Genomic DNA, 18,885 nt, shown 5'->3' with positions numbered 1-18,885 from the left:
TAGATATGAGTCACTCTCACCTCTCGGCGGATCGCCCGGGCGCGGAGGGCGAGACGTCGGCACCGGAAGCCGGGCGTGACCGAACGGCCCGACTCCGCGTCCCCGGAGGATCGCCATGCCCCGTCCCGCTGTCCGTACCCGGCTCGCGGCGTTCACCGCCGCCGTCCTGACCGCGAGCGTCCTGACGGTGACCCCGCCGTCGCCGGCGCTGGCCGCCAGCACCTTCGCCGCCAACGACTACTGCCTCGGCCAGTGCGCCGACATCCTGCCTCCCGGGCAGAACGGCAACGCCACGCTGGTCGCCATCCTGGCGCACCAGGTGCTCGGCACCCGACCGGCGCACTCCAGCGACCAGCTCGACGAGTACGCGAACCTGGTCTACAACTACGCCGGGCTCACCGACGAGCAGATCGCCCACTTCTACAACGACGCCTCGTTCGGCGTGCCGGCCGCGCAGGTCGAGAGCACCATCTCGCCGCGCGCCGACGTCACCATCGTTCGGGACAAGGCCACCGGCGTTCCGCACATCACCGGCACCACCCGCGCCGGCACCATGTTCGGCGCCGGCTACGCCGGGGCCCAGGACCGGCTCTGGGTGATGGATCTGCTGCGCCACGTCGGCCGCGGCAACGTCACCTCGTTCGCCGGCGGCGCGCCCGGCAACCGTGAGCTGGAGCAGAGCGTCTGGGCCAACTCGCCCTACACCGAGGCGGACCTTCAGGCCCAGGTGGACGCGCTGCGCACCAAGGGCGCCCGGGGCCAGCAGCTCTACACCGACGTGGTCGACTACATCGCCGGCATCAACGCCTACATCGACAAGTCGATCGCCGACGACAACTACCCGGGCGAGTACGTCCTCACCGGCGCTGGCAAGCCCAAGCACTTCACCATGACCGACCTGATCGCCACCGCCGGCGTCGTCGGCGGGCTCTTCGGCGGGGGAGGCGGCAGCGAGATCCAGTCCGCCCTGGTCCGGGTGGCCGCCCGAGCCAAGTACGGCGCAGGCGAGGGCGACCGGGTGTGGGCGGCGTTCCGCTCACAGAACGACCCGGAGACCGTCCTCACCCTCCACGACGGGCAGAGCTTCCCGTACGGAGCGACACCGCCCGGCGCGACCAGCGCGGTGCTCCCCGACGCCGGCTCGGTGGTCGCCGAACCCCTCGCGTACGACGCCACCGGCGGGGCCGCCGCCCGCACCGGCGCCAGCACCGCCACCCAGGAGCTGCTCGGCGGCCTGACGAACCTGCGCGCGCACGGCATGTCCAACGCGGTCGTGGTCTCCGGACAGCACACCACCACCGGCAACCCCGTCGCCGTGTTCGGGCCGCAGACCGGCTACTTCGCACCGCAGCTGCTGATGCTCCAGGAGCTGCAGGGGCCAGGCATCAGCGCGCGCGGCGCCGCGTTCGCCGGGCTGAACCTCTACGTGCTGCTCGGCCGTGGCCAGGACTACGCGTGGAGCGCCACCTCCGCCTCGCAGGACCTCACCGACACGTACGCGGTGCCGCTGTGCACCACCGACGGCAGCGCGCCGACGCTGCGCACCAACAGCTACCTCTACCACGGGCAGTGCCTCGCCATGGAGGCGCTGGAGCAGCGCAACTCCTGGTCCCCGACGCTGGCCGACTCCACCCCGGCCGGCTCGTACACGCTGCGCGCGTTGCGCACCAAGTACGGGCTGGTCGCCTACCGGGGCCTGGTGAACGGGCAGCCGACCGCGTTCACCAAACTGCGCTCCACCTACCGGCACGAGGCCGACTCGGCGATCGGCTTCCAGGCCTACAACGACCCGTCGGCGATGGGCAGCGCGGCGGCGTTCCAGGCGGCCGCGGCCAACGTCGGGTACGCGTTCAACTGGTTCTACGTCAACTCGACCGAGGCGGCGTACGTCAACTCCGGCTCGAACCCGGTCCGCCCGGCCACCGCCGACCCGAACCTGCCCACAAAGGCCGAACCGGCGTATGAGTGGGTCGGCTGGAACCCGGACACCAACGACGCCACCTACACCCCGGCGTCGGCGCATCCGCAGTCGGTCAACCAGGACTACTACATCAGCTGGAACAACAAGCAGGCGCGGGACTTCGGGGCTGCGGACGGCAACTTCAGCTTCGGCTCCGTACACCGGGGTCAGCTGCTCGACGGCCCGGTGCGCGCCGCGATCGCGCACCGCAAGCTGGGTCGCGCCGACGTCGTCAAGATCATGGCGGACGCGGCGGTGACCGACCTGCGCGGCCAACAGGTCCTCGGCGACCTGCTGCGGGTGCTGGACAGCACGCCGGTCACCGATCCGGCGCTGACCGGCGCGGTGGGTAAGCTGCGGGCCTGGCAGCAGGCCGGCGCCCGGCGGGTGGAGACGTCCCCCGGCTCGAAGGTCTACCAGCACGCCGACGCCATCCGGATCTTCGACGCCTGGTGGCCGCTGCTGGCCTCGGCGCAGTTCCGCCCCGGCCTCGGACCGGACCTCTACGCCGCGCTGGTCGACGCCATCGAGGTGAACGAGGCGCCGTCGGGTGGCCAGAACGGCGGGCGCGACGGCACCGCGAGCTGGGCGTTGCAGGGTCAGGCGCACAAGGGCTCGTCGTTCCAGTACGGCTGGTGGGGCTACGTCGACAAGGACCTGCGCACCGTGCTCGGCGACCCCGTCGCCGGCGGGCTGGGCCGCGCGTACTGCGGCAACGGCAACCTCGGCGCGTGCCGGCAGTCCCTGCTCGACACGCTCGGCCAGGCCGCCGCGATTCCGGCCACCACGGTCTACCCGGGCGACACGTCCTGCTCTGCCGGTGACCAGTGGTGCGCCGACTCGATCGCGCAGTCCGGGCTCGGCGGCATCGCCCACCCGCTGATCGCCTGGCAGAACCGCCCCACCTACCAGCAGGTCGTCTCCTTCCCGGCGCGCCGGGGCGACGACGTCACCAACCTGGCCCGGGGCCGTCCGGCCACCGCGTCGAGCACCCAGTTCCTGACCAGCCACACCCCGGGCAAGGCGGTCGACGGCGATCTCGGCAGCCGGTGGGCCAGCAGCTACAACGACAACCAGTGGATCCGGGTCGATCTCGGCGCGGCCCGTACCGTCAACCGGGCGGTGCTGCGCTGGGAGGCCGCGTACGCCACCTCGTACCGGATCGAGGTCTCCGGCGACGGCAGCGCCTGGACGCCGGTGTTCACCACCACCACCGGCAACGGTGGCGTCGACAACGCCACCTTCGCCCCGGTCACCGCCCGCTACGTGCGGGTGTACGGGGTCAAGCGGGCCACCTCCTACGGGTTCTCGCTCTACGAGTTCGAGCTGTACGGACGGTGATCTCGCCCGCAGGGGTCGGCGGGAACCACGCCGCCGGCCCCTGCGGGGCGTGCGCAGCGCCGTGGCTGCGGTCACGCACCGGGTCCGTCGGTGGCCTTGCTCAAATCATCTTAGTCATTAAGATAACCGCATGGGCACATCGACGAACTTCTCAGTGGCAATCGCCGGGGCCGGCCTCTCCGGCCTCTGCCTCGCCCAGTACCTCATGCGCGCAGGCATCGACGTGCACGTCTACGAACGGGATCCGGGGCCTTTCGTCCGGCGGCAGGGCTACCGGATCATCCTCGACCGGCACGGGCTGGACGCGCTGCGCAAGAGCCTGCCCCGCGCCCTGTACAACCTGGCGCTGATCACCGGCGACGAGCCCGGCGGGCACCTGCGCTTCACCGACAGCCGGCTGCGGGACGCATTCACCATCACCTTCAAGGACGAGCCGCACGCGACCCGCCAGGTCGACCGACTGACACTGCGGTCGATCCTGCAATCCGGGCTGAACGGGCGCATCCACTACGGCAAGGCCGCCGTCGCGGTGGAAGACGGCGGCCCGGGAGGGCTGCGGCTGCGGTTCGCCGACGGCGGCGCGGCCTCGGCAAGCGTCGTCGTGGGCGCGGACGGCGTCGGCTCAGCGCTGCGCGCGCACATCATGCCGGACGCGGACCCGGCGAACACCCCGATGGCGGGCATCTACGGCCGGTCGCCCCTGCACCGCAACGGCGAGAGCGTCATCCCCGACGCGCTGCGTACCAGCGGGGTCCTGGCCATCGCCGACCGACCAGGCCGCGCCTTCTTCTTCACCTCCATGAGGTTCAGTGAGAACCCACAGGAGGCGTTCGCGCGCCTGGCCCCGGAGAGCTACGCGCCCCCCGGCTACGACTACGTCATGTGGGGACTGCTGCTCCGGCAGGAGGAGGTGCCCGTCGGCGTCCGCGGGGACCTTCTGGCGCTGTGGAGACTGGCCTCCCAGCTGAGTACGGACTTCCACCCGGTCATCCGGCGGCTGGTCGGCACGGCCGAATTGGACGCCACGGTGCTCAACCTCTTCGCCACCGGCCAGCGCCCGCGCCGGTGGGCGGTGCCCCGGGCGACGATGATGGGCGACGCCGTGCACGTCATGCCGCCGTTCGGCGCCCACGGCGGCAACACGGCGCTCCGCGACGCCGCCCTGCTCGGCCGCAGGCTGGTCGAGGCTCGGGCCACCGGAGCGGTGGAGGAGGCGATCGCCGGCTACCAGGACGAGATGGTGCCCTACGCCTTCCGCGCCGTCGACACCGCCGCCGGGCTGATGCGCCGCCTCACCGGGGGCGCGGCCGCACCGCACTGGGTACTGACCCGCGTGTTACCTCGGCTGCACCGGGTCACCGTACCGGAGGCATGATTGCGGGCATGTCCCACGAGCCGGCCCGTGCGCCCGCGATGGCCGACCTGATGCGCGCCGGGCGGGAGATGTCGCGGCTGTCCATGGTGTTCCGGTACGCCATCGCGGAGCGGCTGGGCCTCACCGTGAGCGACCTGGAGTGCCTGGACTTCCTGGCGGACGTCGGATCCGCCACCGCCGGGCAGGTCGCCGAGCGGACCAACCTCACCACCGGGGCGGTGACCAGCATGCTGCGCCGGCTCCAACAGGCGGGGTACGTGACGGCCGAGCGCGACCCGGCGGACCGGCGGCGGGTGATCGTCGCCCTGCGGCCGGAGCGGACCGCCGAGCTGAGCCGACCGTACGAGCGGTTCGCCGAGCGGGCGGAGCGGCTCATCGAGGGCTACAGCGCTGAGGAGGTCAAGCTGCTGGTCCGGCACTATGACCACATGCAGGCGATGTACGTTGCCGAGCTCGACCGCCTACGCAGCGGCGACACCGCGCAGCGGTCTGCCTGAGCGGAAGCAGCTGCGCGGCCTTGCTCAGGCGTGGCTGGGCCGGACGTTGTGGTTGAGGTGGAAGACGTTCTGCGGGTCCCAGACGTCCTTGAGTGCGGTCAGCCTGGCGAGCTTGGCGGTCGGGTATGCGCGGCGTACCCCGCGTTGCCCCTCGTCGGCGGCGAGCGAGTTGACGTAGACGCCGTGGGCGTACGGATCGAGCGCGGCTCCGGCACTGCGGGCCGCTGCCATCCGGTCGTCGTCTTCGGATGGTTCGGTCCAGCGCGAGCCGGCACCGTACTCGAACGTGGTTTCGCGGTGACTGAACGCGGCGTCGGCGTCCGGGACGTCGGCGATCGCGCCGCCGTACGCCTGCAGGCCGACGCTGGGCAGGTGGGTGCCGACGTGCAGGTCTGCCGCGCCGCGCAGCAGGAAGGCCTCGATCGCGGCGGTGGGGAACTGCCGCAGGTAGTGCGCGCTGGAGTACCGGCGGTAGGTGTGGCCGCCGGTGGTGTCGTCGCGTTGCTGAAGTTCGAGGTAGGACGGGGTGGTGACCCGCTCGGCGACCGGGCGGCCGAGTGCGCGCATCGCCGGCACCAACCGGTGGCCCTGCGCGGGGTCGCCGACCCAGACGAAGCCGACGGTGGCGATGGGGCCGTCGGGTGTGCTCTGCACAGCGGCGGTGAAGGTCGCCTGCCGTGGGGCGACGGCGTTGAGGTCCCGCCAGGCTTCGAGCACCGGTACGGCGTCCTCGGCGCGGAAGTCGAACTCGGCGACCAGGGTCTGCGTTCCGATGTGGTGCAGATGGAAGTCGAAATCGGTGACGATGCCGAAGTTGCCACCCCCACCGCGCAGGCCCCAGAAGAGGTCGGGGTTCTCGGTTCGGCTCGCGGTCACCACGTCCCCGTCGGCCGTGACCATCGTGTACGAGGCGACGTTGTCGCAGGCCAGACCATGTTGGCGGGCGAGCCAGCCCATGCCGCCACCGAGGGTCAGGCCGCCGACGCCGGTGTGCGAGACGTTGCCGGCGGTCGTGGCCAGGCCGTATGTCTGCGATGCCCGGTCGAGTGCGCCCAGCAGCGCGCCGCCCTGGACGCGGGCGCGTCGCCGGATCGGGTCGACCCGGACGGCGTTCAGCGCGGTCAGGTCGATCATCAGCCCGTTGGCGGGGACAGCGAGGCCGGCCACGTTGTGCCCGCCGCAGCGCACCCCGATCTCCAGGTCGAGTTCCCGGGCCAGGCGTACGGCGGTCACCACGTCGGTGACGCTCGCGGCCCGCACGATCATTCGCGGGCGTCGGTCGATCATGGTGTTCCAGACGGTGCGGGCGGCGTCGTAACCCGGGTCGTCCGGGGTGAGGAGGCGGCCGGCGAGGCGGAGGCTTGTCGCTGTCGTCATGCCGTGGAGCCTGACGGAAATCGGTACCCCCGGTAAGGTCCGATCGCATGGGCAGTATGAGGACCAATTCGAGTACGGCGCAGGACCTGCTCATTGCTGTCGACCGGTCCGCGGCCGAACCGCTGCACCGGCAGATCGCCGCCTCGATCCGGGGCGGCATCCGGGCCGGCCGGTTGCGTCTCGGGACGTCCCTGCCACCCACCCGCACCATCGCAGCCGATCTCGGCGTCTCACGCGGCGTCGTGGTCGAGGCGTACCAGCAACTCGTCGCCGAGGGCTACCTCACCAGTAGGGCGGGCGGCTACACCCAGGTTGCGGTCGACCCGGCTCCGACGCCCGTGGATCGCCCCGCCGGCGATCGGCTGGCAGCCCGGATCGACTTCGGGTACGGCCGCACCGACGTGTCGTCGTTCCCCCGGGCGGCCTGGCTGCGGTCGATCCGCGCGGTCCTCACCACCGCGCCGAACGACCACTTCGCCTACCTCGACGGGCGGGGCGTGCCCGAACTGCACGCGGCTCTGGCCGACTACCTCAACCGCGTCCGCGGCACGTCGGCCCGCCCGGAGAACGTCGTGATCTGCAACGGCTACGGGCAGGGGGTCGCGCTGCTGATCCAGGTGCTCGCGGCGCGCGGCGCCCGCCGGCTGGCCGTCGAGGACCCGTCCCCGGACGACGACGCCCGCCCCGTCGCGGCCGCCGCCGGCCTGGACGTGATCGGCGTCCCGGTCGGGCCCGACGGCATTCTCGTCGAGGCACTCGAACAGAGCGATGCGGACGCAGTCGTGTTGACGCCCTCGCACCAGTGGCCCACCGGCGGGGTCCTGTCGGCCCCCGCGCGGGCCCGAGTGATCGACTGGGCCCAGCGCCGGGGCGCCGTGGTGATCGAGGACGACTACGACGCGGAGTACCGCTACGACCGTTCGCCCATCGGCGCCATGCAGGGGTTGGCACCCGACACCGTCGTGTACTGCGGCACCGCGAGCAAGACCCTGGCGCCAGGGCTGCGCCTCGGCTGGCTGCTGGCACCGGCGCACCTGGTCGACGACATCACCGCGGCCAAGGTACTGGCCGACCGTGGCTCTCCCGTCATCGACCAACTGACCTTCGCCGACTTCCTCACCCGCGGCGAGTTCGACAGGCACCTGCGGCGCATGCGCCCGGTCTACCGCCGCCGCCGCGACGCACTGCTGGCCGCCCTGCGTACCCGGTTGCCCGACCTGGAACCGGTCGGTGTCGCAGCGGGCCAACACGTCGTCACCTGGCTGCCGCCCGGCCTCGACGAGGCCGCGGTCGTGGCCGCGGCCGCCCACCGCGGGCTGGCCGTGCAGGGCGTCGCCCGGTACCGACTCAGCCCCGCCGGACCTGGCGGGTTGATCTTCGGTTACGCCACCCTTCCCGAACGCGCCATCACCGAAGGAGTGGACGTCCTCGCCGACGCGGTCGCGGAGGTTCGGGCGCACATCGTCAATTGAGGACGTTGCGGCCGCGAGCGATCGGCGGGTGTGGTGGCTACGGCAGCGATTGCGGTCCCGGGCTGTGTTAAGAATTCTTGACACCGTGTCGGAGCTGCTTTACCTTCGACATGTCAAGTTTTTCTTACATTGGAGGGGCGTTTCCTCCGAGGAGAAACAGCTGCCCGGTTCCACACACCCGAAGTCGAGGGGAGCTCATGCGAACCCCTCAACGCCTCGCCCGGATCGAGAGGGAGCCACGATGCACGCGTCGACACGTACCGCCCGCACGGCCGGGCTGTTCTACCTCGGTAATGCCATCACCGGCGTACTCGGGTTCCTTATTGTCCGCCCGCAGATCTTCGCAGCCGACGACGCCAATGCGACGCTGGCCAACCTGGTTGCGCACGAGTCGCTCGCCCGCGCTGGCGTTGCCTTGGAACTGGGCATGGTCGTCACCCAGACCCTCGCCGCCGTCTGGTTCTATCGCCTGTTCCGCACCGTGGACCGCTCCGCCGCGAGCGGGATCGCCGCATTCGGTCTGGTCAACACGATCGTGGGCCTCGTGAGCGCGGCACTGTTGGCCACGACGGTCGCGGTATCGGTCGACCCGGTCGGCGACGCGGCGGCCAACGTCCAGGTTCTGTACCTGGTCAGCGACAGCCTGTGGGGCGTGGGAGCACTGTTCTTCGGCCTGTGGCTCGTCCCCATGGGCTGGTGCGTACTGCGATCGGGTTGGATGCCCCGCGTGCTGGGCTGGATCCTCGTCGGTGGCGGTGTCGGGTACGTGCTCAGCGCGTTCATCAGATACCTCGCCCCTGACGCACAAGTAGTCGCCGAGGCCCTGGCGTATCCCGCCTCCGTCGGCGAGTTCTGGATGATCGGCTACCTGCTCATCCGCGGCGTGCGCCGGCAGGCACTGGACGAAGCGCCGCCAACCGTTCACCCGCCGACGCCGGTGGCGAGCTGAAGCGTTCAGCGCACGGCTGTCACGGGCCGTCGTTATGCGTGAGGTGGACTCTGCGGGCGGACGTCGCGAGCCGGTCGGCGAGCGCGATGACGAGACCGCGGAGCTCATCCGGTCGCTCGATGACGAACGGCTGGTCGAGCGACGCGAGCACCGGAGGCAACCAGTCGAGCCGCTCCGCCCACAGCTCGACGCGGAGCCACCGCTCGGTCTCTGGATCTGCATCTGCCCTGGACGGGGACTCCTCCACGCTCGCGACGCTGGCGGGAAGTCGGGCGCGGATCTGCTCGACGGTTCCCTGGATCCACAGTGTCACGTGATGCCGGTACGGAGCCTTGGCGAGCCCGGAGAGGACGCGCTGCGCCGGATCGAGTCCGGCGGGCGGCTCGAACGAGCCGGGCAGAGTCCTCGCGTCTGCGATGCGATCCAACCGGAACGTCCGGTCCTCGCCGATCTCGGGATCCGCGCCCGTGACGTACCACCGGCCCGAATGGGCGACGAGCCCGTACGGGTGCAGCGTGCGTTCGCTGTGCCGCCCGTCGGCGGCGGTGTACCTGATCGAGACCGGCCGGCGATGGTGCACGGCATCGGCGAGAGAGAGCAGGACCCCGGTCTCCGGGACGGCGAACTCGCCGGGCGGAGCCGTGAAGGTGAGGGATTCGAGCACAGTGTCGAGCCTGCGGGCGAGCCGCTCGGGCAGTACCCGCCGGATCTTCGCCGCCGCCGTCTCACTCGCCGTGCCCATCGCCGTCATCAACCCCGTTCGGCGACCGGCGACCAAGCCGAGCAGCACGGCGAGCGCTTCGTCGTCGCCCAGCATGAGCGGAGGCATGCGGTATCCGGAAGCGAGTCGGTACCCGCCGTAGCGGCCGCGCACCGACTCGACGGGCACGTCGAGGTCGATCAGGTGGTTCACGTACCGCCGCACGGTGCGCCCGTCGACGCCGAGCCGGTCGGCGAGTTCGGCCACCGTCCGGATGCCGCCCGACTGTAGGAGCTCCAGCAGAGTGAGCACGCGAGCGGTAGGTCGAGCCATGCAGGGAACTTAGCGTAAATATGGACCGTTTCTGTCCGGTATTGGTCCTAGCATGCGACGTGGAACGGCTCCACCGGAACAAGGAGATCACGATGAACTTTGTCTCGACCCGCATCATCACGGACGACGTCGCGCGTCTCGTCGACTTCTACGAGCGAGCCACGGGAGTGCAGGCGAGCTGGGCCAACGAGGATTTCGCTGAGGTCAGGACCACCTCCGCGACCCTCGCGATCGGCAGCACCCGCACCGTCCCGCTGTTCGCGCCCGGCGCCGCCCGTCCGGCCGACAATCACACCGTCATCATCGAGTTCCTCGTGGACGACGTGGACGGCGTGCATCAGAACCTGGCCGGCTTCGTCGAGGACTTCGTCAACGAGCCCACCACGATGCCCTGGGGCAACCGGGCGTTACTGTTCCGCGACCCCGACGGCAACCTGGTCAACTTTTTCACCCCGGTGACGCCGGCCGCCATCGAGAAATATGCTCGCTGACGACAGCGCGGCCCCCGACAGGCACCTTCGGCCGGAACGCGGGATCCCGGGGTTTCGGTGAATGCGACAGCCGTGAACGTCAGGGCGTGACGTCGACCAGGACCTTGCCGACCGCGCCGGTCTCCACCGCTCGGTGAGCGTCGGCGGTGCGGTGCAGCGGGAAGCGGTGCAGTGGCAGGCCGTGTTCTTCGCCGACCACGGCCCTGCCCGTGGCACCGCGCAGGCCAGATGAGAGCCACGACCAGCGTGGCCGGCGACCGTGCACTGGCACACCTTACGGCTGGAAGTACTCCGACATCATGCGGCTGACCCAGTCCGGCTGCCTGGTGTTGACCGGCAGGAACTCCACCATCGTCGGCTTCAGGTCGATGACCGGAGTGCCGGAGACCGCATCGAGGCCCACCACCGTCAGTTCGCGGCCGTGGACGGACTCGATCGCGCAGCACGTAACCCCGATGCGGTTCGGTCGGCGAGGGCCACGGCCGGCGAATACGCCAACCGGCGGAAGGTCTGAGCGACCACGGTAGGGGCGAGGTTCGCGGTAATCGCCGTGATCCGGAAACTGGTCGAAGATGAACAGCACCTCGACGTGGGAGAACCCTTCCAGGCCCTGGAGGCACGCCTCACCGAAGCGCTCGTCGATGGTGATCGTGCTGCGAACCGCACCCCAGTTGTCCGTGTCCTGCACGTCCGTCCGGTCGTTGCGCACCGTACCTATCGGAGTGATCTCGAAGCTCGGCATAGGTCGAGACTAGTGCCATGATCGACAATCATGAGCAGTGGAGTGGAGCCGGAACTCGCCGAGGCCCGTCAGCATCACCTGGCGAAGGTGAACGATGTGCTTCGCCGCCCTGGAATGTATGGCAGCCGCGAGAGTGCCGAGCTGCTTCTGCTGGAGGCGATGGCTGCCGTGGATGGAAGGCTGGCTCGGTGGCAGACGGAGTGTGATGGACTGCGCGATCGTGGCGCGTTCGCCCCCATGGGCGTCGCGGGTGCGTACTCCAATATCCTGCCGGCCGCCGCCGTGCGAGATGCCACGGCCTCGGTCTACGCCGAGATCGCCCATCGCTTCGGCTGGCTGGAGCTGGATCGGAGGTTGTCGGAGGAGGAACTCCGCCACATGAGCGCCGACATTGGCGATTGGGTGGTCCAGGACCGGTCGCTGTCCGCGGTGATCGCTGCCTTCGGGCCGCCATCGCTGTGGATCGGCGGGACCAACCCCAACTATCCCAAGACCCTTGTGTACGGCACAGCCCATCCCGACCACGGCTTGCTCTGCTTTCACCTGTGGAATGCCTTCGCGGAGGGCGCACCGGAGACGACGCTTCGGGGCGTCCACCCCGAACGGGTGGTACTCGCCGTACGTCACAGGCCCGGTGCCTTTGCTGGCTCGTTCTCGTTCACCCCGGAAGGCGTGGACCGTCGGCCCACGAATGATTAGCGGTCCGCTTACTCTGCCGGCCGTCAACGACATGTTCGACCGGGAAGCGCCCCGTGCAGGCCGCAGCCGGGGCGCAACCCTTGGCAACCGCGTGACGTCACTGCTCGGCAGCGACGAGGCTGGGCGAGTCGCCCTCTCCGGACACCTTCGCACTCACCAGTGAGGTGAGCACCGACAACACCGCCGCGCCGGACGCGATGCCGCCGGCCGCCGCCCAGTCCGCCTGCCACGCGTTGAACACGACGTCGGCGCCCCAGTAGAGCAGCAGACCCTGCGCGGCGCTCTTCACCGCCCGCTCGGCGGTGGCCTTCCAGAATTTCGTGGTGAACATCGTGGTACCTCCAGGGGTCGGTTCATCGGATGGGCCATGTGTCAATAATGCCTGCTCAGGGGCGGTTAGTGCCGGCTGCGCTGTGTGGGGCTACGCCGCATGAACCGAGCCGTGCACCCCGACCACCGACGACTGACGCCCGACCAGCGGCGTCCCGACCAGACCCATGATCTGGTCGGGGCGCGTGCTACTCGTTGCGCAGTGCCGCCGAGCGTGGCCAGGCGAGGAACCGCGCGTGCAGAACCCCCGACGGGGTGTGTGGCAGGTCCTCACACGCCTGCACCAGATACGCCGACAGGTGCAGTATCAGCGAGATCCGCGCACCGGTGAACTCCGCCACGAGCTGCCGCTTACGGGTCCGGCACGGCCACGCCGCCCCGCACCCGGCGCAGATCCACTGCGGCCGTACCGGCTGATGCACCGACAACAACCCCACCACCCCTCCCGGTCCGTTGGAAGAGGGAAGGGACTGCCGCCGACACCCGACCCGACCACTCCCAGGGCCGGCGACAACCCCTTCCCCCTGACACCCACCAGCCCGGCGAATCTGCCGCAAGCGAACCGGCGAGGCCCTGCCGCAGAACCTACGAACCAGCCCCGGGCACACCAACGTCCGACGGACACCATGCTGGACACTTTCATGACCGTTGCGCGTCCCACCGTGTCCACTAACGTGGGACGGTATGAGTCACCGCCTCCGCGCGGCCATGCTCCGCGCCCACCTCGACCCGGCCGCGCTCGCCGCAGCCGTCGATGTCGACGTCAAGACCGTCACCCGGTGGCTCGCCGGTCGCGTCCCCCACCAGCGCACCCGGCTTGCCGTCGCCGACGCCCTCGGGGAAACCGAAGCCGACCTGTGGCCGCAGACCCGTCCCGACCAGGCACCCGGCGCGGAAGCCACCGCTGAGGTTGTCGCTGCCTACGCCCACCGCGCCGACATTCCCCACCAGGTATGGGCGGCCCTGCTCACCGGCGCCACCACGCGGATCGACCTGCTCGGCTACGCCTACCCGTTCCTGCTGGAACTGCTGCCCACCACCATGCAGCTCATCAGCGACAAGGCCAGCAACGGTGCCCGGGTTCGTCTCGCGTTCGCCGACCCCGACTGCCCGCACGTCGCCGAACGCGACGCCCTCGAACAGATCGGCGGCACCCTCCCGGGGAGGATCCGCAACGCCCTCAACTTCTGCGAACCGCTTCACCGCGTTCCTGGGGTGGAGATCGGCCTGCACACCGTGCACCTGTACAACTCGGTGTTCCGGTTCGACCACCAGATGATCGTCACCCCACACCTGTACCGCGCCCGCGGCTACCAACACCCCGCCCTGCACCTGCGCGAACTCTCGCCGCACGGCATCTTCGCCGCCCACGCCGACCAGTTCGAACAGATCTGGCAAACCACCACCGCCTACCCCGGGGAGACCCGGTGACCCGCCGGCGCGACTACTACCACGACCCGAACGCCCCCACCGCGAACAGCCTCGTCCCCGCCGCCGCCGCCATCGTCACCGACCAGCACGGCCGCGTGCTGCTGCAACGGCGCACCGACTCCGGCAACTGGTCGCTACCCGGCGGCGCCATGGACATCGGCGAAACCCTCCAACAGTGCGCCGTCCGCGAGGTGAAAGAGGAGACCGGCCTCGACATCGAGATCACCGGCCTGCTCGGCATCTACACCGACCCCCACCACGTCATCGCCTTCCCGGACGGCGAAGTCCGCCAGGAGTTCACCGTCACCTACCTGGCCCGCGTCGTGGGTGGCACCATCACTGTCAGCGATGAATCAACTGACGTCCGCTTCATCCACCCCACCGATTTCGGCCATCTCCCCATCCACGACACCGTCCGCCTCCGCCTCCGGCACCACGCCGAGCACCGCGACACCCCCTACCTCGGATAGCGCGTCGCCTGCCGCCAGAGGTGATCTACGCGGCAACTGGAGGATCCACATCTGGTTCTTGAGTAGCACCCGGATCCGCGGCCAGGGCGGCGTCAGTCGCCGGTTCACGGCGGATGACCAGGAGGGCGATGTCGTCGTCGGGGTGCTTCTCGGCGTTGGAGGCCATGATGTGGTCGCACAACGCCTCGGCCGGCCCGGACCGTACGGCGTCGGCGAGGCGCTCGATGCCGGTGTCAATCAGCTCGTTGCGGCGTTCGACCAGTCCGTCGGTGTAGAAGACGAGCGTCGCGCCCGGCGGCAGGTCGAGAACGGTGGTGCGGCGATTGGCCAATGGTCGGCCCACACCGAGTGGCCGGTCCACCGGCAGGCTGACGAGTTGGGTGGGTCGGCCGGGGGCGGCCAGCAGCGGTGGCAGATGGCCGGCGGAGGAGAGGTGAACCGTCGCGCGGTCGGGTGCGACGAGGGCGTAGAGGGCGGTGGTCAGGGTGCCCGCCTCGAAGTGGTGGATCTTGCGGTCGAGGGAGGCCAGCGCCTCGGCGGGATCGTCGGCATCGAGTGCGTAGGCGCGCAGCGCGCTGCGGATGCGTCCCATGACCACAGCGGATGGCAGCCCGTGACCGGAGACGTCACCGATGACGGCGCCCAGCCAGCCCGAGGGCAGGGTGAACACGTCGTACCAGTCGCCGCCGATGCCCAGGTCGTGGCCGGGCACGTAGCGGGCGGCCAGGTCCAGACCGGCGATGTCGGGCAGCCGGCTCGGCAGCAGGCTCCGTTGCAGGGCCAGCGCGGCCTGCCGGCCGAGGACCTGCGTACGGGCCTGACCTGCGAAGCTGGCGCGATCGGCAACGAGTTGCAAGAGCTGCACATCGTCGGGACCGAAGCGTCGCAGTGCCAGCGAGCCGACGTGCAGCACGCCGACAAGGTTGCCGTTGGCGAGCATGGGCACGCCCAGCAGCGCACGGATGCCCGTGGTGATCAGGAGGGGATTGACCACGTCGTCAGGCGTGACGTCATAGATCGTGACCGGGGCTCGGGTCGCCGCCACCCGGCCGGCGAAGCCACGTCCGAGCCCGATTCGGAAGCCGCGGCGGACCTCCTCCTCCAGGCCCTTGGTCGCCGTCGCGACGAGTTCACCGCTGTGGTTGTCCAGCAGCAGGATGGTGGCGGTATCGACCTTGAGCAGGTCCCGGACCCGTTCGAGTAACTCGTCGAGCAACTCGGTGACGTCCAGCCCCGACAGGGCCGCGTCGGTGATCGCCTCGATACGACGCAGCCGCTCCTCGCTTGTTACCAGCTCCGCATCGGCCACGCAGGAAGCCTAGACGCCCGCCGGCCACCGAGGGCATGCCAGGAGTGAGATCAACAGTGTCGCGTCTTCACGGTGGGGTACCTTCCCATCCGCTGCCGTGCCATCGGCAAGGTCACCGGTCTATCCGTCGACAGAGAGGGGAGCAGTGGCGAACCCATCGCGCGACCGGCCGGCCCCCACCGCCGGCGAGCTGCTGTTCTCGACGTCGTTCACCCTCACCGACCTCAGCCGTGTTCGCACCGAGGTCGAGGTCGTCAGTCGCCGGTGCGGCCTCGACCACGACGAGATCGAGGACTGGCTCACCGCGGTCAACGAGTTGATGATCAACGCGATTCGGCACGGGGGCGGGACGGGTGCCGTACGCCTGCGTCTGGACGGCCGGCTCACCTGTGAGGTGACCGACCGGGGGACGGGCTTCGACACCACTCAGTACGTTCCGAGCGCCGAGCGACCGCCGCTGTCCAGCGCCGGCGGGATGGGCCTCTGGGTGGTCGGGCAGATGGCCCACTATCTGCGGGCCGACAGCGGTCCGGCCGGAACCACCATTCGCATCGCGGCACGCACCCGCGACACGGCCGGTTAGCCGGTCACTGCGGCGAGGCGAGGGTGCCCGGACGCCCCGCCCGGCTTTCTGGATCTCGCTGACAGAAGTCTCACCCGTGCTGAATATTTGGTGATGGACCGCGGCTCCCGGAAGGAGTGCCGAATGAATGCTGCACCTGACACCTCCGGTCAGAAGGCGGGGCTGCCGACTGTTGTGCTCATCCACGGCGCGTTCGCCGACGCGTCGAGCTGGAACGGGGTGATCGCTCACCTCAAGCAGCGAGGCTATCTGGTCATGGCCGTCGCCAACCCGCTGCGCAGTGTGCAGCACGACGCCGCTTACGCCCGCTCGATTCTCGATTCCATAGACGGTCCGGTCGTGATGGCCGCTCACTCGTACGGCGGAGCAGTGATGACCGAGGCTGCGGACGGCGCGGCCAACGTGAAGGCCCTGGTGTACGTCGCCAGCATCAGCCCGGAGGTCGGCGAGAGCGTGATCGACCTGGTCAAGAAGTATCCCGGAAGCCTGATCGGCACGTCCATCAAGACGATTCCGTTCCGTCGCGACGACGGTGGTACGGAAATGGACCAGTACATCAAGCCGGACAAGTTCCAGGCGGCGTTCGCCGCCGACGTCGACCCCGACGTCGCCGGGCTGATGGCGGTCACGCAGCGGCCGGCCGCCGACAGCGCCCAGACCGGGTCCGTGACCAAGGTCGCCTGGAAGACGATCCCGTCCTGGACCCTGGTCACCACGCAGGACCAGGCCATTCCGCCGGATCTGCAACGCTTCATGGCCGATCGCGCCAAGTCCACCACCGTCGAGATCGACGCGTCCCATGCCGTGGCGGTCTCTCAACCCGGCCCGGTGGCGGACCTCATCGACACCGCCGCCCGCGCCACTGCGCGTTAGGCGCGAGCTGGCCGACCCCACGTCCCTACCTATACCTATTAGGCAGTAGCATAATAGGTATAGGTAGGGGGAGGGGTCATGGAGAGACCAGGACTGACGCCGGAGCGTCTGATCCGAGCGGGGGCGGAGCTGGCCGACGAGGTCGGCTTCGACGAGGTCACCGTGTCGGCGCTCGCCCGGCGGTTTGGCGTCAAGGTCCCGAGCGTGTATTCGCACCTGAAGAGCTCGCAGGATCTCAAGATCGGTATCGCGCTGTTCGCGCTGGAGGAACTGGCCGATCGCGTCGGCGACGCCGTCGCCGGTCGTGCCGGCAGGGACGCCCTGGCCGCGTTCGCCAACGCCTACCGCGACTACGCCCGGGAGCACCCGGGCCGTTATGCCGCCGCCCGGCTCCGGCTCGGTCCGGAAACGGCGGCCGCCAGCGCTGGCGTGCGGCACGCGCAGATGGCTCGGGCGATCCTGCGGGGATACGAGATGGACGAGCCGGCGGCGACGCATGCGGTCCGGATGCTGGGCAGCGTCTTCCACGGCTATGTCAGCTTGGAGCTGAGCGGTGGTTTCGAACACAGCGCCCCCGCTGCACAGGAATCCTGGGACTGGATCGTCGATGCACTCGACGCGCTGCTGCGCAACCGCAGCACCCCCTGACCGCGACGACGGCCGCCGCCGCAGCGGGTCACCGCGCGGGGCGTCGATCAACACCGACAACGCGCTCGAAAGGCGTGAGGCAATGAGCACCGAACACCCCTGGGTCACCCCCGTCACGGCGGACCTCCTGCGTGGCTTCGTCGATGTGGAGGCGACCGCGCGCGGCCTGCTGCCGCACCGGCTGACCGCCCAGGCACGCCGACAGATCCCGGACAACCAACTGGCCATGGCCGAGGCCCAGCCTTCCGGCGTACGGCTGGCTTTCCGTACCCGGGCCACCATGATCGAACTGGACACGGTGCCCACCAAGCGGGTCTACCAGGGCTTCCCACCCCCGCCGGACGGCGTCTACGACCTGCTGGTCGACGGCCGTCTGACCGCGCAGGCCACGGTGGGCGGGGGCAACGTCTGGACGGTGACCGACATGTTCACCAAAACCGCGGTGCTGGCCGAAGGGCCGCCCGGCACCGCCCGCTTCGCGGATCTGCCGGCCGGTGAGAAGGACATCGAGATCTGGCTCCCGCACACGGAGATCACCGAACTGATCGCGCTGCGCACCGACGCGCCCGTCGAACAGGCGCTGGGCAGCGGGCGCAGGACGTGGCTGCACCACGGCAGTTCCATCAGCCACGGTTCGAACGCCACGCATCCCAGCGCCACCTGGCCAGCCCTGGCCGCGGCTGAGGGCGACGTGGAGTTGGTCAACCTGGGGTTTGGCGGGAGCGCTCTGCTCGACCCGTTCACCGCCCGCGCGATGCGCGACATCACCGCGGACCTGATCAGCCTCAAGATCGGCATCAACATCGTCAACAGCGATGTGATGCGTCTACGCGCCTTCACCCCTGCGGTCCACGGTTTCCTCGACACCATCCGGGAGGGGCATCCGACCACGCCACTGCTGGTCGTGTCCGCCATCCTGTGCCCGGTCCAGGAGGACACTCCCGGCCCGCTGGTGCCGGCCTCCGACGGTGGGACCCTGCGGTTCACAGCCACCGGCGATCCGGCCGAGCGCACCGCCGGACGGCTGACGCTCAACGTCATCCGTGACGAACTCGCCCGGATCGTCCACCAGCGTGCGACCGACGACCCGAACCTGCACTACCTCGACGGACGTGACCTGTACGGCGAGGCGGACTACGCCGAGTTTCCCCTACCCGACGAGGTCCACCCCGATCCCGCCGGCCATCGCCGCATCGCCGAGAACTTCGCGCGGCTCGCGTTCGGCGACGGTGGGCCCTTCGCCGCCAAGACCGGCTGACCATCCGGGGTACGCACACCACGGCGGCCGTACGCCGGTGCTGCGGG

19 protein-coding genes and 1 pseudogene are annotated in these 18,885 nt (G+C 69.9%); 13 read left to right on the top strand and 7 right to left on the bottom strand.

Going from position 1 to position 18,885, the window contains the following annotated elements; translation table 11 throughout:
• Positions 1-115: 115 nt before the first annotated feature.
• The 3 genes from EV382_RS12865 to EV382_RS12855 all read left to right on the top strand — a co-directional run bounded on the left by EV382_RS12865 (position 116) and on the right by EV382_RS12855 (position 5,173).
• Positions 116-3,301: a penicillin acylase family protein gene (locus EV382_RS12865; RefSeq protein ID WP_130401795.1), complete on the top strand. Its 3,186-nt coding sequence runs from the start codon at positions 116-118 to the stop codon at positions 3,299-3,301.
• Positions 3,302-3,431: 130 nt separating this feature from the next.
• Positions 3,432-4,676, top strand: coding sequence for an FAD-dependent oxidoreductase (locus EV382_RS12860; RefSeq protein WP_130401794.1), 1,245 nt, complete (start codon positions 3,432-3,434; stop codon positions 4,674-4,676).
• Positions 4,677-4,684: 8 nt separating this feature from the next.
• Positions 4,685-5,173 carry a MarR family winged helix-turn-helix transcriptional regulator gene (locus EV382_RS12855; protein ID WP_244236655.1) on the top strand — a complete coding sequence of 163 codons (489 nt, stop codon included), beginning with the start codon at positions 4,685-4,687 and terminating at the stop codon, positions 5,171-5,173.
• A gap of 24 nt (positions 5,174-5,197) precedes the next feature.
• On the opposite strand, the gene EV382_RS12850 is transcribed toward EV382_RS12855, so the two are convergent.
• Positions 5,198-6,550 carry an FAD-binding oxidoreductase gene (locus EV382_RS12850; protein ID WP_130401792.1) on the bottom strand — a complete coding sequence of 451 codons (1,353 nt, stop codon included), beginning with the start codon at positions 6,548-6,550 and terminating at the stop codon, positions 5,198-5,200.
• Positions 6,551-6,606: 56 nt separating this feature from the next.
• Here EV382_RS12850 and pdxR point away from each other — a divergent pair, with 56 nt between their 5' ends.
• Entirely contained in the window at positions 6,607-8,022 is a 1,416-nt protein-coding gene (gene pdxR / locus EV382_RS12845) for a MocR-like pyridoxine biosynthesis transcription factor PdxR (RefSeq protein WP_244236654.1), read from the top strand.
• A gap of 241 nt (positions 8,023-8,263) precedes the next feature.
• A complete protein-coding gene (locus EV382_RS12840; protein ID WP_130401790.1) occupies positions 8,264-8,971 on the top strand; it encodes a DUF4386 domain-containing protein in 708 nt (235 codons plus the stop codon).
• A gap of 19 nt (positions 8,972-8,990) precedes the next feature.
• Here the strand turns inward: EV382_RS12840 and EV382_RS12835 are convergent, their stop codons facing one another.
• Positions 8,991-10,004 carry a helix-turn-helix transcriptional regulator gene (locus EV382_RS12835; protein ID WP_130401789.1) on the bottom strand — a complete coding sequence of 338 codons (1,014 nt, stop codon included), beginning with the start codon at positions 10,002-10,004 and terminating at the stop codon, positions 8,991-8,993.
• A gap of 92 nt (positions 10,005-10,096) precedes the next feature.
• On the opposite strand from EV382_RS12835, the gene EV382_RS12830 reads away from it, so the two are divergent.
• Positions 10,097-10,495 (top strand): VOC family protein, encoded by a 399-nt coding sequence (locus tag EV382_RS12830; protein ID WP_130401788.1) that lies wholly within the window; start codon positions 10,097-10,099, stop codon positions 10,493-10,495.
• A 79-nt stretch (positions 10,496-10,574) separates the two neighbouring features.
• On the opposite strand, the pseudogene EV382_RS12825 reads toward EV382_RS12830, so the two are convergent.
• Both EV382_RS12825 and EV382_RS12820 read right to left on the bottom strand, forming a co-directional pair.
• Positions 10,575-10,703, bottom strand: a pseudogene (locus tag EV382_RS12825) (NADPH:quinone reductase); the annotation flags it as partial.
• A gap of 66 nt (positions 10,704-10,769) precedes the next feature.
• Positions 10,770-11,237 (bottom strand): SAM-dependent methyltransferase, encoded by a 468-nt coding sequence (locus tag EV382_RS12820; RefSeq protein ID WP_130401787.1) that lies wholly within the window; start codon positions 11,235-11,237, stop codon positions 10,770-10,772.
• A gap of 30 nt (positions 11,238-11,267) precedes the next feature.
• Between EV382_RS12820 and EV382_RS12815 the strand changes: the two genes are divergently transcribed.
• Positions 11,268-11,936, top strand: a complete 669-nt coding sequence (locus tag EV382_RS12815) for a hypothetical protein (RefSeq protein WP_130401786.1) — start codon at positions 11,268-11,270, stop codon at positions 11,934-11,936.
• 97 nt (positions 11,937-12,033) lie between these two features.
• On the opposite strand, the gene EV382_RS12810 is transcribed toward EV382_RS12815, so the two are convergent.
• Together EV382_RS12810 and EV382_RS12805 are read right to left on the bottom strand one after the other, a co-directional pair.
• Complete coding sequence (locus EV382_RS12810) at positions 12,034-12,267, bottom strand: holin (RefSeq protein WP_130401785.1); 234 nt, start codon at positions 12,265-12,267, stop codon at positions 12,034-12,036.
• Positions 12,268-12,454: 187 nt separating this feature from the next.
• Positions 12,455-12,703: a flavin reductase gene (locus tag EV382_RS12805; protein ID WP_130401784.1), complete on the bottom strand. Its 249-nt coding sequence runs from the start codon at positions 12,701-12,703 to the stop codon at positions 12,455-12,457.
• A 271-nt stretch (positions 12,704-12,974) separates the two neighbouring features.
• Here EV382_RS12805 and EV382_RS12800 point away from each other — a divergent pair, with 271 nt between their 5' ends.
• Together EV382_RS12800 and EV382_RS12795 are read left to right on the top strand one after the other, a co-directional pair.
• Positions 12,975-13,697, top strand: coding sequence for an XRE family transcriptional regulator (locus tag EV382_RS12800; RefSeq protein ID WP_244236942.1), 723 nt, complete (start codon positions 12,975-12,977; stop codon positions 13,695-13,697).
• Entirely contained in the window at positions 13,694-14,167 is a 474-nt protein-coding gene (locus EV382_RS12795; protein ID WP_130401782.1) for an NUDIX domain-containing protein, read from the top strand. The genes EV382_RS12800 and EV382_RS12795 overlap by 4 nt, the downstream gene beginning before the upstream one ends.
• A 25-nt stretch (positions 14,168-14,192) precedes the next feature.
• Here the strand turns inward: EV382_RS12795 and EV382_RS12790 are convergent, their stop codons facing one another.
• On the bottom strand, positions 14,193-15,476 hold the full coding sequence (locus EV382_RS12790) for a PP2C family protein-serine/threonine phosphatase (RefSeq protein ID WP_130401781.1): 1,284 nt from the start codon (positions 15,474-15,476) through the stop codon (positions 14,193-14,195).
• A 145-nt stretch (positions 15,477-15,621) separates the two neighbouring features.
• Between EV382_RS12790 and EV382_RS12785 the strand changes: the two genes are divergently transcribed.
• The 4 genes from EV382_RS12785 to EV382_RS12770 all read left to right on the top strand — a co-directional run bounded on the left by EV382_RS12785 (position 15,622) and on the right by EV382_RS12770 (position 18,838).
• Positions 15,622-16,059, top strand: coding sequence for an ATP-binding protein (locus EV382_RS12785; protein ID WP_165435774.1), 438 nt, complete (start codon positions 15,622-15,624; stop codon positions 16,057-16,059).
• A 93-nt stretch (positions 16,060-16,152) separates the two neighbouring features.
• Positions 16,153-16,932: an alpha/beta fold hydrolase gene (locus EV382_RS12780; RefSeq protein WP_244236653.1), complete on the top strand. Its 780-nt coding sequence runs from the start codon at positions 16,153-16,155 to the stop codon at positions 16,930-16,932.
• A 78-nt stretch (positions 16,933-17,010) separates the two neighbouring features.
• Positions 17,011-17,580: a TetR/AcrR family transcriptional regulator gene (locus EV382_RS12775; protein WP_130401779.1), complete on the top strand. Its 570-nt coding sequence runs from the start codon at positions 17,011-17,013 to the stop codon at positions 17,578-17,580.
• Between the two features lie 82 nt (positions 17,581-17,662).
• Positions 17,663-18,838, top strand: coding sequence for a GDSL-type esterase/lipase family protein (locus tag EV382_RS12770; protein ID WP_130401778.1), 1,176 nt, complete (start codon positions 17,663-17,665; stop codon positions 18,836-18,838).
• Positions 18,839-18,885 lie beyond the last annotated feature (47 nt).

The sequence above is a fragment of the Micromonospora violae genome (assembly GCF_004217135.1).
Taxonomy (GTDB): Bacteria; Actinomycetota; Actinomycetes; order Mycobacteriales; family Micromonosporaceae; genus Micromonospora; species Micromonospora violae.
This window is presented reverse-complemented; position numbering and strand designations above follow the sequence as displayed.

Bases quoted from the DNA above. Each gene is read 5' to 3' on its own strand.
- EV382_RS12850 (WP_130401792.1), bottom strand. From the start codon at position 6,550: ATGACGACAGCGACAAGCCTCCGCCTCGCCGGCCGCCTCCTCACCCCG.
- EV382_RS12820 (WP_130401787.1), bottom strand. From the start codon at position 11,237: ATGCCGAGCTTCGAGATCACTCCGATAGGTACGGTGCGCAACGACCGG.
- EV382_RS12840 (WP_130401790.1), top strand. From the start codon at position 8,264: ATGCACGCGTCGACACGTACCGCCCGCACGGCCGGGCTGTTCTACCTC.
- EV382_RS12835 (WP_130401789.1), bottom strand. From the start codon at position 10,004: ATGGCTCGACCTACCGCTCGCGTGCTCACTCTGCTGGAGCTCCTACAG.
- EV382_RS12815 (WP_130401786.1), top strand. From the start codon at position 11,268: ATGAGCAGTGGAGTGGAGCCGGAACTCGCCGAGGCCCGTCAGCATCAC.
- EV382_RS12800 (WP_244236942.1), top strand. From the start codon at position 12,975: ATGCTCCGCGCCCACCTCGACCCGGCCGCGCTCGCCGCAGCCGTCGAT.
- EV382_RS12770 (WP_130401778.1), top strand. From the start codon at position 17,663: ATGAGCACCGAACACCCCTGGGTCACCCCCGTCACGGCGGACCTCCTG.
- EV382_RS12860 (WP_130401794.1), top strand. From the start codon at position 3,432: ATGGGCACATCGACGAACTTCTCAGTGGCAATCGCCGGGGCCGGCCTC.
- EV382_RS12830 (WP_130401788.1), top strand. From the start codon at position 10,097: ATGAACTTTGTCTCGACCCGCATCATCACGGACGACGTCGCGCGTCTC.
- EV382_RS12810 (WP_130401785.1), bottom strand. From the start codon at position 12,267: ATGTTCACCACGAAATTCTGGAAGGCCACCGCCGAGCGGGCGGTGAAG.
- EV382_RS12780 (WP_244236653.1), top strand. From the start codon at position 16,153: ATGGACCGCGGCTCCCGGAAGGAGTGCCGAATGAATGCTGCACCTGAC.
- EV382_RS12855 (WP_244236655.1), top strand. From the start codon at position 4,685: ATGTCCCACGAGCCGGCCCGTGCGCCCGCGATGGCCGACCTGATGCGC.
- pdxR (WP_244236654.1), top strand. From the start codon at position 6,607: ATGAGGACCAATTCGAGTACGGCGCAGGACCTGCTCATTGCTGTCGAC.
- EV382_RS12865 (WP_130401795.1), top strand. From the start codon at position 116: ATGCCCCGTCCCGCTGTCCGTACCCGGCTCGCGGCGTTCACCGCCGCC.
- EV382_RS12775 (WP_130401779.1), top strand. From the start codon at position 17,011: ATGGAGAGACCAGGACTGACGCCGGAGCGTCTGATCCGAGCGGGGGCG.